Origin of the sequence: Spirillospora sp. NPDC000708 (genome assembly GCF_040299565.1) — a bacterium.
In the GTDB taxonomy this organism is placed as follows: domain Bacteria; phylum Actinomycetota; class Actinomycetes; order Streptosporangiales; family Streptosporangiaceae; genus Spirillospora.
In genome coordinates this window covers 19,032-33,718 of sequence record NZ_JBEPCJ010000007.1, presented here as the reverse complement: position 1 = coordinate 33,718, position 14,687 = coordinate 19,032, and the positions used below count along the sequence as shown (strand labels likewise).

General features: G+C 73.1%; 13 protein-coding genes. 4 read left to right on the top strand and 9 right to left on the bottom strand.

Going from position 1 to position 14,687, the window contains the following annotated elements:
• Positions 1-124: 124 nt before the first annotated feature.
• The 3 genes from ABT299_RS07735 to abmR form a co-directional block, all read right to left on the bottom strand.
• Positions 125-1,033, bottom strand: a complete 909-nt coding sequence (locus tag ABT299_RS07735; protein ID WP_190861665.1) for an isoprenyl transferase — start codon at positions 1,031-1,033, stop codon at positions 125-127.
• A gap of 94 nt (positions 1,034-1,127) precedes the next feature.
• A complete protein-coding gene (locus ABT299_RS07730) occupies positions 1,128-1,748 on the bottom strand; it encodes a hypothetical protein (RefSeq protein WP_500250139.1) in 621 nt (206 codons plus the stop codon).
• Positions 1,749-1,876: 128 nt separating this feature from the next.
• Entirely contained in the window at positions 1,877-2,398 is a 522-nt protein-coding gene (gene abmR / locus ABT299_RS07725; RefSeq protein WP_190861664.1) for an ATP-binding transcription factor AbmR, read from the bottom strand.
• Between the two features lie 115 nt (positions 2,399-2,513).
• On the opposite strand from abmR, the gene ABT299_RS07720 reads away from it, so the two are divergent.
• Both ABT299_RS07720 and ABT299_RS07715 read left to right on the top strand, forming a co-directional pair.
• Positions 2,514-4,046: an MFS transporter gene (locus ABT299_RS07720; RefSeq protein ID WP_500250138.1), complete on the top strand. Its 1,533-nt coding sequence runs from the start codon at positions 2,514-2,516 to the stop codon at positions 4,044-4,046.
• Positions 4,027-4,668, top strand: coding sequence for an acyl-CoA-like ligand-binding transcription factor (locus ABT299_RS07715; protein WP_500250137.1), 642 nt, complete (start codon positions 4,027-4,029; stop codon positions 4,666-4,668). The genes ABT299_RS07720 and ABT299_RS07715 overlap by 20 nt, the downstream gene beginning before the upstream one ends.
• A 374-nt stretch (positions 4,669-5,042) precedes the next feature.
• Here ABT299_RS07715 and ABT299_RS07710 read toward each other — a convergent pair whose 3' ends face one another.
• Both ABT299_RS07710 and ABT299_RS07705 read right to left on the bottom strand, forming a co-directional pair.
• Complete coding sequence (locus ABT299_RS07710) at positions 5,043-6,224, bottom strand: C40 family peptidase (RefSeq protein WP_500250136.1); 1,182 nt, start codon at positions 6,222-6,224, stop codon at positions 5,043-5,045.
• Between the two features lie 193 nt (positions 6,225-6,417).
• A complete protein-coding gene (locus ABT299_RS07705) occupies positions 6,418-8,403 on the bottom strand; it encodes a thioredoxin domain-containing protein (protein WP_500250135.1) in 1,986 nt (661 codons plus the stop codon).
• 207 nt (positions 8,404-8,610) lie between these two features.
• On the opposite strand from ABT299_RS07705, the gene ABT299_RS07700 reads away from it, so the two are divergent.
• Entirely contained in the window at positions 8,611-9,513 is a 903-nt protein-coding gene (locus ABT299_RS07700; RefSeq protein WP_500250134.1) for a class I SAM-dependent methyltransferase, read from the top strand.
• 12 nt (positions 9,514-9,525) lie between these two features.
• On the opposite strand, the gene ABT299_RS07695 is transcribed toward ABT299_RS07700, so the two are convergent.
• Positions 9,526-10,884: a dihydrolipoyl dehydrogenase family protein gene (locus tag ABT299_RS07695; RefSeq protein WP_500250133.1), complete on the bottom strand. Its 1,359-nt coding sequence runs from the start codon at positions 10,882-10,884 to the stop codon at positions 9,526-9,528.
• Between the two features lie 31 nt (positions 10,885-10,915).
• Complete coding sequence (locus ABT299_RS07690; RefSeq protein ID WP_190861657.1) at positions 10,916-11,869, bottom strand: ribonuclease Z; 954 nt, start codon at positions 11,867-11,869, stop codon at positions 10,916-10,918.
• Between the two features lie 85 nt (positions 11,870-11,954).
• Between ABT299_RS07690 and ABT299_RS07685 the strand changes: the two genes are divergently transcribed.
• Positions 11,955-12,431, top strand: coding sequence for a pyridoxamine 5'-phosphate oxidase family protein (locus ABT299_RS07685; protein ID WP_190861656.1), 477 nt, complete (start codon positions 11,955-11,957; stop codon positions 12,429-12,431).
• Here ABT299_RS07685 and ABT299_RS07680 read toward each other — a convergent pair.
• The gene (locus tag ABT299_RS07680) at positions 12,406-13,263 is read right to left on the bottom strand and encodes a tetratricopeptide repeat protein (RefSeq protein ID WP_500250132.1); all 858 of its coding nucleotides are present in this window, start codon (positions 13,261-13,263) and stop codon (positions 12,406-12,408) included. The genes ABT299_RS07685 and ABT299_RS07680 overlap by 26 nt on opposite strands.
• A 94-nt stretch (positions 13,264-13,357) precedes the next feature.
• The gene (locus ABT299_RS07675; RefSeq protein WP_500250131.1) at positions 13,358-14,686 is read right to left on the bottom strand and encodes a low temperature requirement protein A; all 1,329 of its coding nucleotides are present in this window, start codon (positions 14,684-14,686) and stop codon (positions 13,358-13,360) included.
• Position 14,687 lies beyond the last annotated feature (1 nt).

Here is a 14,687-nt window from a genome sequence, read left to right as displayed (position 1 = left end):
GATCTCCCTGACTATGGGGGATGTACCGGTGGCGCGACAGTCCGCCCCCGTACGGCCGGAGACCCCGGTCAGGGGACGACGGCCTGGGGCGGTGGTCTCTGCGACGGAGGCGACAGGAAGACCGTCAGGTACCGTAGCGCCGGTGCCGCGCGGCGTAGGAACGCATCGCCCGCAGGAAGTCGACCTTGCGGAAGTCCGGCCAGTGGACCTCGCAGAAGTAGAACTCCGAGTGGGCGCTCTGCCAGAGCATGAAGCCGGACAGGCGCTGCTCCCCCGAGGTGCGGATGACCAGATCCGGATCCGGCTGGCCGCGCGTGTAGAGATGCTCGGCGATGTGCTCCACCTCGAGGCCCTCGGCGAGTTCCTCGATGCTGGTGCCACGGCTCGCCTGCTCGATGAGCAGAGAGCGCACCGCATCAGCGATCTCACGCCTACCTCCATACCCAACGGCGACGTTCACAATCAGGCCGGGAGCGCCGGATGTCGCCTCACCCGCGTCTTTCAGGACGCGGGCGGTCTTATCGGGCAGGAGGTCGAGGGCGCCGACGGGCTTGACGTGCCACCCCTCGTCGGCGAGCTTGCGGACGGTGTTCTCGATGATCTCCAGCAGCGGGTCGAGCTCGTTCGCGGGACGGTTCAGGTTGTCGGTGGACAGCAGCCAGAGCGTGACGTGCTCCACCCCGGCCTCGGTGCTCCACTGCAGCAGCTCGGAGATCTTGTCGGCGCCGCGCTGGTGCCCGTGGTTGACGTCGGCCAACCCCATCGACCTGGCCCAACGCCGGTTCCCGTCGAGGATGACGCCGACGTGCCGGGGGGTGATGTCGGTGGGCAGCGACGCCTCGACGCGGTGCTCGTACATGCGGTAGACGGCGTCCCGGACGGCCGCGTACGGCCCGCTGTGGCGGATCGCGGCGGTCAGCCGGGCACCGGCGGACGGAAAGCGGCGCGCACGGCCGTCCCGGGCCGCGCCGGCCTCGGCGCCGCCCTTGGCGGCCTTGTCGCGCCCTGACATCCCCGTACGCCGAACCCCCATGTGGGCATCCCTTCGAGCGATCCTCCCTGATGGGATCGGACGCTCAATTATGGCCCGACGGCGATACTTTTCCCGCCGTTCCGGTGATGTCAGGCTAGCGCGCAGGTCGGGGGGCTCTGCCGCGCCGAGCCGCCCCGGCCGGCCAGTGCGGCGCGGAGGCATCGGACACCCTGGATGTTCCGGATGTTCCAACCATTCCGGCGTGATCGACCTCGGCCAGCAGCGCGTTCAGGAAGCGCGCGAGCTCGGCGGAGGTGAGCACGGCGCGGATGCCGCGCCCGCCCGCGCCCCACGCCTCGATCACCGCCCGGCGCGCCACCCGCCAGCGCCCGGCGGCGGACTGCTGGCGCCCCACCCACATCGAGGAGGTCCGCACCGCGCAGCGCAGCTCGCCGGTGCTGATCACGTCGCCGCGGTCGCGGTAGCGGAAGGCGAACAGCTCGGGCTCCCGGGCGGCGCCGGCCGCGGGCGGGTCGGGGAAGCGGTCGTCGGGGTCGGGCCAGCGGGCCGCCTGCGGGGAGCCGTCGGCGCGGGCGGCGTCGACCCGGCGGGCGAGGTCGGCCAGGAAGTAGCCGCACCGCTCCCCCACCGCGCCGAAGCGGTCGCCGTCGCGGCGCAGCTCCAGGGTGACCTCGAACGGGGTGCCGCCGCGGTCCAGCGAGGCGACCGGCACGACGTCCAGCACCGAGCCGTCCAGGCAGCGCAGCGCCCTCACGCTCCGTCCCCCTCCCCGGCGGCGTCCCGGCGCGGCCCATCCGCGCTTCAACGCACATTAGGCCAGGTCGGCACCATGATCACACCCAGCGGACGTCGTGATCGCGTAATGATCCGCGGAGCCGGGGGTCAGGGCTTCGGGCCGGCGGCGCGGGCGCGCTCGACGTGCTCCAGGGCGCTGCGCAACTCGCCGAGCCACTCGTCGGTGTTCTTGCCGACGAGCCGGACGCACCAGGCGAGCGCGTCGCTGCGGCTGCGCGCGACCCCGGCCTCGACGAGGGTGTCCAGGACGCGGCGCTCGGGCTGGCGGAGCCGGGTCATGACCGGCACGGACAGGGTGGTGAACATCTCCCGGTGGCCGCCGCATTCGGCGCCCCAGGAGACCTTGTGGCCGAAGGCGTGCTCGGCCTCGCGCGCGATGGCGATGCGCTGGTCGCGGGTGTCGGCGCGGAAGCGCTGGACGTGCCCGGCGAGCAGCGCGGACCGCTCGGTCTCCGAGACGTCCTTCGCGGCGTCCGGCTCCGGGAGCCGGCCGACCACGCTGACCTCCTCGCGGTCGACGACGACCTCGGGCGCGCCTTCGAACCAGCCGTCGGGCAGGCGCCCGGCGAACCAGCCGCGCAGCCGGTCCGCCGCTTCGCTTGTAGTCATGTAATCAAAATTACAGCCTGCGGAGCAGCGGCACCAGCCTCCACCGTGATTGACATTCGCCATCTTTTGAGAGTTACTCTCAAAAACGATGGACTCTTACTTGGAGGCGAATGTCATGAGGGTGGGCAACGAGAGGCGCTGGTGGGGGCTCGGCGCGCTGGCACTGAGCATGCTGGCGCTCGGCTTCGACATGACGATCCTCAACGTGGCGCTGACCACGATCTCCGAGAAGCTGCACGCGAGCACCAGCGAACTCCAGTGGATCGTCGACTCCTACCTACTGGTCTTCGCCGCGCTGCTCCTCCCGGCCGGGCTCCTCGGCGACCGCCTCGGCCGCCGGCGGACGCTGCTGGCCGGCATGGCGGTCTTCGGCGCCGCCTCGCTCGCCGGGGCGCTGGCGGGCGGCACCGGCGGCGTCATCGCCGCCCGCGCCTTCATGGGCCTGGGCGCGGCGATCATGATGCCGCTGTCGATGTCCATGCTCCCCGCCGTCTTCCCGCCGCACGAGCGGACCCGCGCCATCGCGGTCTGGTCGTCCGCGTCCGCCCTCGGGCTGCCGATCGGCCCGCTGCTCGGCGGCTGGCTGCTGGAGCACTTCTCGTGGAGCTCGATCTTCCTGGTCAACGTCCCGATCGTGGCGGTCGGCGGCATCGCGCTGGCCTTCACCATGCCCGAGACCCGGGACCCGGCCGCCCCCAAGGCGGACGGCCCCGGCTCGCTGCTGTCGATGGGCGGCCTCGTCGCCCTGGTGTACGGGGTCATCGAGGCCCCCGTGCGCGGCTGGGGCGACCCCGTCGTGCTCGGCGTGCTCGCCCTATCCGCCGTCCTGCTCGCCGCGTTCGTGCTGTGGGAGCGGCGCGCGACGCAGCCGATGATGGACGTCCGGCTGTTCCACGACCGCCGGTTCAGCTGGGCGATGGTCGCCGCCATCGCCGCCAACCTGCTGATGGGCGGGCTGCTGTTCGTCTTCCCGCAGTACCTGCAGGCCGTCCTCGGCAACGACGCCTTCGGCACCGGGCTGCGGCTCATCCCCATGCTGCTCGGCCTCCTCGCCGGCGGCCTCACCACCGACCGGATCGTCCCCCGCACCGGCCACAAGCCGATCATCGTGACGGGGCTGGCCGTCCTCGCGGCGGGCCTCGGCTGGGGCGCGTTCACCGACGCCGGCGACTCCTACGGCTCCATCGTCCCGTGGCTCCTGCTGATCGGCCTCGGCTGCGGCCTGTCCCTCATCCCCGCGATGGACGCGCTGATGGCGGCGCTCCCCGCCGACCAGGCCGGACGCGGGTCCGGGCTCGTCCAGACGCTCCGCCAGACCGGCGGCACCCTCGGCGTCGCGGGCCTCGGCAGCCTGCTGTCCGCCGTCTACCGGGACCGCATCGCGACCGACGGACTGCCCCGCGCGGCCGCGGACACCGCCCACGACTCGGTCGGCGGCGCCGTCGCGGTCGCCGGCAGGCTCCACGACGGCGCCCTGCTGGCCTCCGCCCGCGACGCCTACGTCCACGGGATGGACGCGGTGCTCGCCGCCTGCGCCGCCGGGGCGCTGGCCGTCGCCGTCCTCCTCCTGGCCTTCCAGCCGGGCCGCCGGGGTGCGGACGCCACCGCCGATGAACCAGAATCGACGCATGAGCACGTCGCACCCTGAGCACGCCCTCGACCGCCTGGAGGACCGGCTCGCCAGGCTGCCGCTGAGGGAGCGCAAGAAGCTGAGGACCCGGAGGGCGATCCAGGACCACGCCCTCCGGCTCTTCACCGAGCAGGGCTACGACCAGACCACCGTCGAGCAGATCGCCGCCGCCGCGGAGATCTCCCCGAGCACGTTCTTCCGCTACTTCCCCACCAAGGAAGACGTCGTGGTCACCGACGAGTACGACCCGATCATGGCGGAGATCTTCCGCGACCAGCCGCCCGAGCTGTCCACGATCGAGGCGCTCCGCGCGACGCTCCGCGAGATCCTCCCGCAGATGATCGACGAGGACCTGGAGATCGTCCGCACCAGGCTCCAGCTCACCGCCCAGGTCCCCGCGCTGCGCAGCCGCACCTTCGAGTCGATGCGCGAGGGCACCGCGGCCATGCTGAGCGAGGTGATCTCCGCGCGGGTGGGCCGTCCCACCACGGACGGCGACGTCCAGGCGTTCACCTGGGCCGTGATCGGCGTCATGCAGGCCGCCATGTACCAGTGGCTGGACGGCGGCACCACGATCGAGGACATCCCCGACGTCATCGACCACAACCTGGAGTTCCTCAGCCGCGGCTGCCCTCTTTGACCCAGGGGGGCGACCCCCTGGAACCCCCGTCACGGTCGGCAACCTGTTTCCCGCTCCGCTAGAGCTCCGCGCGAAACAGGCCGCCGACCGTCGGGCATGCCCGCTGCGCTCGCTGGCGCTCGCTCCGCGTGCCTGCCCGTGAGGTGGCTGAGCTTCAACCTGCCGTGGCCGGGGTTCGAGCTGCCGGGGCCTGGGGCTCAGCCCGCCGGTAGCTGAGCTTCAAGCTGCCGGAGCCGAGGTTCAACATGCCGGGGCCTGGGGCTCAACCCGCCGTGGCTGAGGTCCAGCCTGCCGGGGCCGGGGGCTTAGCCCGCCGGTAGCTGAGATTCAACCTGCCGTGGCCGGGTTCGAGCTGCCGGAGGCGGGGGCGGGGGTCAGCTGGATAGTTGGGCGGCCAGTTTGGGGCTCACCCGGACGGCGCCCTTGAGGTTGCGGGTGTAGACGTTCTGGATCATCACGTCGAGGCCGGTGCGGGGCGCGACGACCATCTTGCCGTTGCCGATGTACAGGGCGATGTGGGAGATGTAGCCGGGCGCGGTGGGGTCGTTGGCCCAGATCAGCATGTCGCCGGGGACGGCCTTGCTGTAGGGGATGACCCAGCCGACGCGGGCCTGGTCGGCGGCGACGCGCGGGAGGCGGATGCCGGCCCGCGCGAACGCGTACTGCATCAGCCCGGAGCAGTCGTAGCCGCCCTCGGCCTCCGACTCGCCGCCCCACACGTACGGCCAGCCGATCCGCGAGTAGGCCGCCTTGATCACGGTCTGCACCTGGCCGGCGGTCATCACCTGGCCGTGCGAGGTCGGCGCGTGGTCCGAGCCGGCCTTCGGGAAGTCGATCTGCGGGTTGACCGCGACGGCCTTGGCGTGCTTCGGCAGCACCTTCTTCAGCTTCTTGATGAAGGCGGCCGGCTTCGTCTTCGGCACGCTGACCAGCATCGCGTTGCCGGTGGGCATGCCGAGGGCCTGCGCGGTGGCGTGCGAGACGACCGCGTCGACGTCGCTGATGCCCATCGTCGCGTAGGCGCCGACGCGCAGGTTCGACTGGTGCTGCTTGCCGCCGACGGGCACCTGGCTGCCGAGCTTGACGCCGCCGTCGCTGCCCATCGTGAAGGAGATCGCGACGTCGCCGGACGCGACGTTGCGCCAGAGCGCGTCGGACTGCGCGGTCGGCTTCGGCGTGTAGTTGCGGAACGTCGACGGGTCGACGCCCATCAGGCCGACGCGCTTGCCCGCGACCATGCCCTGCACGGCGTCGACGACCTCGACGCCCTTCACGCCCTTGGCGCCGCGGATCTTCGCGATGGTCGCGGCGGGCAGTGCGGACGGCGCCGCGACGAGGACGTGCGGGGTGAGGCGCTTGCCGAGCGGCGCGACCGCGCTGGGTGAGAGGCTGGTGCTGCCGGACGCGGCGACGTAGCGGGCCCGCTTCTCCTGCGGGGAGGGCGGAGGGTCGCCGTCGTGGCCGCGGGCGATGAGCACCGCGGTGTTGGCGGCGAGCGTGGTCAGGACCGAAACGCCGATGATCGTCGGTAGGATCCGGCGGTTCGGCTTCCGCACTGCCACGCTCCTTTTAGGTCGGCCTTCCCGGCTCCCACGACTATGACCCAGAGGAGCGGCAACCGTCCAGATACCCGGCGCACCAGCGGACACCCGTGCCCGTCGTGCCCCATCGGGTCAGCCCCGTCCCCGCTACCCATTGGTAACACCATGCGGGAACGAGAGCAAGGTCACGTTGCCACAAAATGGACGGCTAATCCAATTGCCCACGTAGTTCGCGGGTCAGCTCGGCCGGGGTCGTCACGGGCAGCCGGCAGGTGAACATCCGGCAGACGTACGCGGCGGGCGCGCCGTCCACCGGCTCGCGGCCCTCCAGCAGCGGGACGCCCTCGGCCCCGGGCTCGCCGACGCTCACCACCGCGCCCGGCGCGGGCGACATCAGCGCGGTGTGGTGCAGCGCCCAGGTCCGCTCGTCGTCCCGGCCTCCGATGATCGCGATCTCCACCGGCCCGGCCGCGTGCGCCTCCGCAACCGCCAGCCCCCAGCCGGCGAACCGCGCGTGCTTCTCCGCCAGCGGCGCGACCGGGCCGAGCGCCGCCTCCGCCGCCTGCCGGTGCCAGTCCGACCCGGTCAGCGCGGCGAACGACAGCAGCGCGCCCGCCGCCGCGAACTGGCCGGACGGGGTGGCGTTGTCGGTCGGGTCCTGCGGGCGCCGGAACAGCCGCTCGGCGTCGTCGGCGGTGTCGTAGAAGCCGCCCGCCCCGTCCCCGAACCGTTCGAGGACGGTGTTCAGCAGTTCCCCCGCCAGCCGCATGTGCGCGGGGTCGCCGGTCACGCCGTGCAGCGCGAGCAGGCCCTCCGCCACGTCCGCGTAGTCCTCCAGGACGCCCGCGTTCTCTCCGGCGGCGCCGCCGCGCGACGTCCGGACGAGCCGTCCGCCGCTCTCGTGCACGCCGATGAGAAGCCGCGCCACGTCCTCGGCCGCGCTGACGAGGTCGGGCCGGTCGAACAGCGCCCCGCACTCGGCGAGCGCCGCGACGGCGAGGCCGTTCCAGGCGGCGACGACCTTGTCGTCCCGCGCCGGCGGCACCCGGTGCGCGCGGGCCTCCAGCAGGAGCGTCCGGACGCGCTCGTAGCGCTCGGCGTCGTCGGGGTCGCGGAGGAGTTGGAGCACGGAGGTGCCGTGCTCGAACGTGCCCGTCACCTCGAACAGGCGCTCGGCGTAGGCGCCGTCGTCCTCGCCGAGGACCTCCCTCAGCTGCTCCGGCGTCCAGACGTAGTACTTGCCCTCGACGCCCTCGCTGTCGGCGTCCAGCGCCGACGCCAGCCCGCCTTCGGGCGTCCACAGGTCGCGCAGCATCCAGTCGCAGGTCTCCAGGGCGACACGCCGCGCGAACGGCGAACCGGTCAGCCGCCACCAGTGCGCGTACACGCGGGCCAGCAGCGCGTTGTCGTAGAGCATCTTCTCGAAGTGCGGGACGACCCACTGCGCGTCCACCGAGTACCGCGCGAACCCGCCGCCGAGCTGGTCGTACATCCCGCCGCGGGCCATCGCCTCCAGCGTGTGCCCGGCCATCGCGAGGGCCTCCGCGTCGCCGGTGCGGGCGTGGTGGCGCAGCAGGAACTCCAGGGCCATCGACGGCGGGAACTTCGGCGCGCCGCCGAACCCGCCCCGCGCCGCGTCGTAGGACTGCGCCAGCACCTTCACGGCGTGCGCGAGCCGCTCAGCGCCGGGCACCTCGCCGCTCGCGAGCCCCGTCCCGCGCGAGGTCAGGGCCGCGACGACCTGCTGCCCCTGCCCGACGACCTCGTCGCGCTGCTCCGTCCACGCCTTGTGGACGGCCTCCAGCAGCGCCTGGAACTGCTGCCTCGGGAAGTACGTTCCGCAGTAGAAGGGATGCCCGTCCGGCGTCATGAACACGGTCATCGGCCAACCGCCCTGGCCGGTCATCGCCTGCGTGGCCTCCATGTAGACCGCGTCGATGTCGGGGCGTTCCTCCCGGTCCACCTTGATGTTCACGAACATCTCGTTCATGAGCCGCGCGGTCTCACCGTCCTCGAAGGACTGGTGGGCCATCACGTGGCACCAGTGGCAGGCTGCATATCCAACAGAAAGGAGCACCGGGACATCTCGCCGGCGCGCCTCGGCGAACGCCTCGGCGCTCCACTCCCACCAGTCGACCGGGTTCCCGGCGTGCTGCAGCAGGTACGGGCTGGTGGCGTCCTTGAGCCGGTTCATGCCCCGATCCTGCCCGATCCGGCGCCCGGTTCACGGGCCGGGACCGTCCCGTTTCGGTGGGTTGCCCCCGAGCTCGCCGCCCCTATGATGACGTCGCCGATGACCTGGCCCGTCCGCGGACGGACCGTGACCGGCGCAAGCGCAAACTACATCGAGCTCCCCCCTCCCCCCACCGCTCCTGCACCCGCTGAAGTTGGAGCTTCACCCATGACCGAAACCCGGCCCCCCGTCCCCGCCTCCCTCGACGACGTCGACGGCTGGTTCCCCAAGGTCGACCAGCGGCTGTTCACCTGGTTCCTGGACCGCCAGGAACGCCTCGGCCAGCACGGCGACCTCGTCGAACTCGGCTCCTATCTCGGCAAGAGCGCCATCCTCATGGGCCGCCACCTGCGCGACGGCGAGACCTTCACCGTCTGCGACCTGTTCGACTCCGAGGCCCCCGACGACTCGAACCAGGCCGAGATGGACGGGTCGTACGCCAGCCTGACCCGCACGGCCTTCGAGGCGAACTACCGCACGTTCCACGACGGCCTGCCGCGGATCGTCCAGGCGCCGACCTCGGTGATCCTCGATCACGTCCGGCCCGAGAGCTGCCGGTTCGTGCACGTGGACGCGTCCCACCTGTACGAGCACGTGCGGGGCGACATCCAGGCCGCGCACGTGATGCTGCCGGTGGAGGGCGTGATCGTCTGCGACGACTACCGCTCCGAGCACACCCCGGGCGTCTCCGCCGCCGTCTGGGAGGCGGTGGCCTCCGAGGGCCTGCACCCGGTCTGCGTCACCCCGCAGAAGTTCTACGGGACGTGGGGCGACGTGAAGGACGTCCAGGACGACCTGCTGGCCTGGCTGGGCGAGCAGGACGACCTCTGGCACGAGGTGCAGCAGGTGGCCGGGCGGCCGCTCCTGCGCGTCAAGACGAAGCAGGCCCCGAAGACCCCGAAGAAGGACCGGACGCGCGAGCTCAAGGAACGCCTCGCCCGCGCGGAGGAGCAGCGGGCGCGCGCGCAGCACGAGTTGGACTCCGTCCGCAACTCGCTCAGCTTCAAGGTCGGCCGGGCCGCCACCGCGCTGCCCCGGGCGATGCGCCGCCGCAACGGGCGCCCGCGCTAGCGGCGGGCCGCGCTAGCCGTCGAGGGCCGCGAGGGCGGTCTCGATGGTGCGGTGGAACGTCGGATAGGCGTAGATCATCTCGCGGAGGGCCGCGGTGGGGGCCTCGGTGTGCACGGCGACGGCCAGCGCGCCGAGGACCTCCCCGCCGGCCGGCCCGGCCGCGGTCGCGCCGACCAGCACGCCCCACTCGGTGCTCTCGACGAGCTTGACGAACCCGTCGTTGCCGACCTTCTGGATCCAGCCGCGCGTCGACTCCGGGATCGGCGCGAGCCCGGTGCGGACCGGCAGGTTCTGGTCGCGGGCCTGCGCCTCGGTGAGCCCGACCGCCGCGATCTCGGGATCGGTGAACGTCACCCGGGGGACGGCCCGGTAGGCGGCCTGCGGCCCCTCCTCGCCGAGGATGTCGCGGACCGCGACGGACGCCTGGTACATGGACACGTGCGTGAACGCGCCCTTGCCGGTGATGTCGCCGATCGCCCAGACGCCGTCGGCGGCGCGCATGTGCCCGTCCACGTCGATCTGCCGGGCGCCCTCGTCGAGGCCCACGGCGCCCAGGCCGAGGCCCTTCAGGTTCGGGCGGCGCCCCGTCGCGACGAGCAGCCGGTCGGCGGTCAGGGTCTCGTCCCCGAGGTGCAGGCGGAACTCGCCGTTCGCGTACGAGGCGCCGGTGACCTTCGCGCCCGTCCGCACGCCGACGCCCTCGCGCTCGAACACCTGCCGGAGCAGCTCGCTCGACTCCGGTTCCTCGTTCAGCAGCAGGCGGTCGGCGGCCTCGACGACCGTCACGCGGCTGTCGAAGCGCGAGAAGACCTGCGCCATCTCCACCCCGACGACCCCGCCGCCCAGCACCAGCAGCGACTCCGGCACCTCGGTGGCCTGCACGGCCTCCCGGTTCGTCCAGAACGGGACGTCGGCGAGGCCGTCGACCGGCGGCGCCGACGGCGCCGTGCCGGTGTTGAGCAGGATGCCGCGGCGGGCCCGGAACACCCGGTCGCCGACCGTCACCTCGCGGGGCCCGGTGATGCGGCCCTCCCCGCGCACCAGCCGCGCGCCCTTGCCGGTGAGCCGGTCCGCGGCGGCCGTGTCGGTCCACGAGCCGGTCGCCTCGTCGCAGATCCGGGCGGCCACCGGCGCCCAGTCCGGCCGGATGATCGAGTCGCCCGCCATCCCCGGGATGCGGGTGCCGTCCGCGATCAGCCCCGCGGCGCGCACCATCATCTTCGTCGGGACGCACGCGTAGTACGGGCACTCCCCGCCGACCAGCCGGGACTCCACGGCCGCGACGGACAGGCCCGCCTCGGCCAGCCGGCCCGCCGCGTCCTCCCCGCCGGGCCCGAGACCGATGACGACGACATCGACTTCTTCAGCCATGCACCGGGTCCTGCCCATGTTGGGCGGGGTCTCACTGTGGCGGGCGAGGTTTTGCGGCCCGGCGGGGCGGCAGGGGGATCCGGTCCAGGTCGTGGACGAGCGAGATCGCGCCGCCGAACCCGGCGGCGGCCTCGTCCTCGAAGCGGTGCTCGTCCTCGGCGCGGTAGCGCTCGGAGAAGTGCGTGAGGACCAGGTGCCGGACGCCGGCGTCCGCCGCGACCCGGCCTGCCTGCCCCGCGGTGAGGTGCCCGAACCTGGCCGCGAGCGGGGAGTCCTCGTCCAGGAAGGTCGACTCGATCACCAGCATGTCGACGCCGGCCGCGAGGTCCCGCACGCCGTCGCAGCGGCGGGTGTCCATGACGAACGCGACCTTCTGCCCGGGACGCCGCGTGCTGCACTCCTCCAGCGCGACCGTCGTGCCGTCCGGCGCGGTCACCCGGCCGCGCTCCTGGAGCTCGCGGACGAGCGGTCCCCGCACGCCCTTCGCGGCGAGCCGCTCGGGCAGCATCGTGACGCCGTCCGGCTCCTCGACCCGGTACCCGTACGCCTCCACCGGGTGCGACAGCCGCCGCGCGACCAGCGAGAACGGCGCGTCCTCCAGGTCGAGTGCGGTCCGCTCCCCCGACACCGGCCACTCGCGGACCACCTCGGTGTCGTGGAACGCCGACGCGTACCGCAGCCGCTGCCAGTACTCCGCGCCGCTCGCCGGGAACACCGCGTTCACCGGGTGCTCGACGCCGTCGCGGGCGATCCGCTGGACGATGCCGGGCACGCCGAGGCAGTGGTCGCCGTGGAAGTGCGTCACGCAGATCCACGTCACGTCGTTCGCGGCGACCCCGGCGTGCGCCATCTGCCGCTGCGTCCCCTCGCCCGGGTCGAACAGCAGCCCCTGCCCGTCCCAGCGCAGCAGGTAGCCGTTGTGGTTGCGGGCCTTGGTCGGCACCGCGCTGGCGGAGCCGAGGACGATCAGATCGCGAACGGACATCCCCCCATGGTGCCGCGCGAGGGGCGTTGCAAGCGCTTGGTTATCCTGACCGCGTCCTGGACCGATGCGAGCAAGGGAGAGCCGCGTGGCCGGAAGCAAGCGCGACAAGATCAAGATGACCCCCGACGAGGTCGCCGCCTACCTCGCCGGCAACTTCAAGGTCCAGGTCGCCACGGTCGGCAAGGACGGCGAGCCGCACCTCGTCACGATGTTCTACGCCCTGCTCGACGGCAAGATCGCGTTCACCACGTACCACTCGTCGCAGAAGGTCGTGAACCTGCGCCGCAACCCGACGATGACGTGCCTCGTCGAGGACGGCGTCGAGTACAACGAGCTGCGCGGCGTCGCGCTGTACGGCCGCGGCCTGGTCATCGAGGACCGCGACGAGCTGCACAAGGTCGGCTACGTCGTCGGCTCCCGGATGGCGGGCCTGCCCGTCCCCGAGATCGGCGAGCCCATCGACCCCGCCATGGCCGCCGGCATCGAGCAGGCCATGTCCAAGCGCGTCCTCGTCGTCATGGACCCCGACACCATCGTCAGCTGGGACCATCGGAAGGCGTGAGCCCCTCCCGGCGGCGCGCCGCGTCCTCCGCCTTCGGGGTCGGGACCGAGCCGTAGAGGGCGATCGCGCGGTCGAGGGCGGCGCCCTCGGCCGCGGCGTCGCCGCGCTGCCGGGCCGCGTCCGCGAGGTGCACGAACGCGTCGCCCTCCCGCTCCGGGGCCTCCTCCGCGCGCACGATCTCCAGCGCCTGGCCGAAGAAGTTGGTCGCCGCGACGGGCCGTCCCGCGCGCAGGTACGCCTCGCCGAGGGTGGTGAGGGCGCGGGCCCGGTCGTGGTCGTCGGAGAGCGCGGCGAACTCGTCCGGCAGGGAGCCGAGCAGCCGGATGGCGCGGTCGAGGTCGCCCGTCTCCATCAGCGCGCGGCCGAGGTTGTGCCGGGCCAGCAGGACCGTGCGGCGGTCGCCGTCGCGCTCGGCCAGCCGCAGGCCCTCCTCCAGCGCCTCGGCGGCCTCCGCCCAGCGCTCCCGGTGCAGCAGCGCCAGGCCCTCCGCCTCCAGCTCCGCCTCCCCTGATGCCGTACCGGCGAGGTAGTGGTCCAGGACGCGGCGGAGCGCCGTGTCGCGCTCCTCCTCGGTGTCCTCGCGGGCGGCCCATTCCCGCGCGTAGTCGCGGACGGGCCCGGGCAGCCGGTGGCGGTCGCCGCCCGCGTCGGCGACGAGGCCGCGGTCGGCGAGCGTCCGGAGCAGGTCGCGGGCCTCCGCCTCCGGGACCCCGGCCAGCGCGGCGGCCGCGGCGACGCCGAAGTCGTCGCCGGGCTGGAGGCCCAGCAGCCGGAGCAGCCGGGCGGCGTCCGGAGGGAGCGCCCGGTAGGAGTCCTCGAATTTCGCGCGCACGTCGGGGTCCTTCCCCCGGCGCGGCGGGGGCCAACCGGGCGGCCGGGCCGGCACGGCGTCCGGCCGGCGGGCGACTCAGCGTCCTGCGGGCGACTCAGCGTCCTGCGGGCGGCTCGGCGGGCCCGGCACCGGCTGACTCGGCGGCCGTCTCCTCGAGCGGGGCGGGCCGCATCCCCGGCACGCCCGGCATCCCCGGCACGCCCAGGCCGCGGCTGTGCAGCCGGTAGGCGCGCACGTCCCACAGCGCCAGCACGGCCACCACGACCGTCGTGCAGATGTGCAGCGTCAGCCGGTCCATCGCGAACGAGATCGCCGCGAGCCCCGCGAGCGCGACCAGCGCGGTGAGGCGGGCCCGGGTGAAGTCTCCGAAGACGGCCCGCTTGAAGAGGGCGTGCCCGAACACGAACAGGGTCGGGCCGCCCGCCGCGACGGCGGCGAAACCGGTGGTCATGTGCCCGCCGGGATGCGCCATGACCATCTCGTCCGAGACCGCCCCGACGATGATGCCCGCGACCATCACGATGTGGATGAACGTGTAGGCGGACCGGCCCAGCCGTCCCGGATCGGCGGACTCGGCGATCCGCTCGGCCGCCTTCTCCGCCGTGTGGTCGAAGTAGATCCACCAGAGCGCGACGGCGCCGGCGAACGCCGACACGAACCCCGCCGCGACCCCGGCGCCCGGCGTGTGCCCGCCCAGCGTCGTGCCGGTGACCAGCACCGACTCGCCGAGGGCGATGATGACGAACAGCTGGCAGCGCTCGGCCATGTGGCCGCCGTCGATCGTCCAGTCGGCCGTGCTGGACCGGCCGAGCAGCGGCGTCGTGTACCCGTGCCATGGCGCCAGGTACTCCAGGGCGACGGCGAGCAGCCACAGCCCGGCGCGGACGTCCGCCGCGTCCACGAGGGCGCCGCCGATCCACAGCACGGCCGACACCGCCTGCCAGAACAGCACCCGCTGGAAGTTGCGGCCGAGCTCGTGGGCCCAGGTGGCGGCGACGACGAAGACGGTCCTGCCGACCTGGATGATCACGTAGGCGGCCGCGAACCACACCCCGCCGGAGCCGAACGCGCCGGGCAGCATCGCCGCCATGAACAGCCCGGCGACCATCACGCCGACCAGCACCAGCCGGACCGCCGGATGGTCCGGGTCGAACCAGTTGGTGGTCCAGCAGGTGTACATCCACGCCCACCAGACCGCGAGCAGGAGCAGAAGCGTCTCGGCGGCGCCGCGGGCGGTCAGGTGCTCCAGCAGCCGGTGCGACAGCTGGGTCACCGCGAAGACGAAGACCAGGTCGAAGAAGAGCTCGAAGAAGGTGACCCGCGCCGCGCCGTCGCCGCGGGGCCGCAGCAGGGCGTCCACCCTGGACGGACGCCCTGCGGGCATGCCGGACGGCGCGGCGTGCCCGGTGCGCGCGTCGCTCATG

What these genes read in the sequence shown, in the direction of transcription:
- ABT299_RS07675 (WP_500250131.1), bottom strand. Translation starts at nt 14,686, where the DNA reads ATGAGCGACGCGCGCACCGGGCACGCCGCGCCGTCCGGCATGCCCGCA.
- ABT299_RS07720 (WP_500250138.1), top strand. Translation starts at nt 2,514, where the DNA reads ATGAGGGTGGGCAACGAGAGGCGCTGGTGGGGGCTCGGCGCGCTGGCA.
- abmR (WP_190861664.1), bottom strand. Translation starts at nt 2,398, where the DNA reads ATGACTACAAGCGAAGCGGCGGACCGGCTGCGCGGCTGGTTCGCCGGG.
- ABT299_RS07695 (WP_500250133.1), bottom strand. Translation starts at nt 10,884, where the DNA reads ATGGCTGAAGAAGTCGATGTCGTCGTCATCGGTCTCGGGCCCGGCGGG.
- ABT299_RS07735 (WP_190861665.1), bottom strand. Translation starts at nt 1,033, where the DNA reads ATGGGGGTTCGGCGTACGGGGATGTCAGGGCGCGACAAGGCCGCCAAG.
- ABT299_RS07705 (WP_500250135.1), bottom strand. Translation starts at nt 8,403, where the DNA reads ATGAACCGGCTCAAGGACGCCACCAGCCCGTACCTGCTGCAGCACGCC.
- ABT299_RS07700 (WP_500250134.1), top strand. Translation starts at nt 8,611, where the DNA reads ATGACCGAAACCCGGCCCCCCGTCCCCGCCTCCCTCGACGACGTCGAC.
- ABT299_RS07690 (WP_190861657.1), bottom strand. Translation starts at nt 11,869, where the DNA reads ATGTCCGTTCGCGATCTGATCGTCCTCGGCTCCGCCAGCGCGGTGCCG.
- ABT299_RS07715 (WP_500250137.1), top strand. Translation starts at nt 4,027, where the DNA reads ATGAGCACGTCGCACCCTGAGCACGCCCTCGACCGCCTGGAGGACCGG.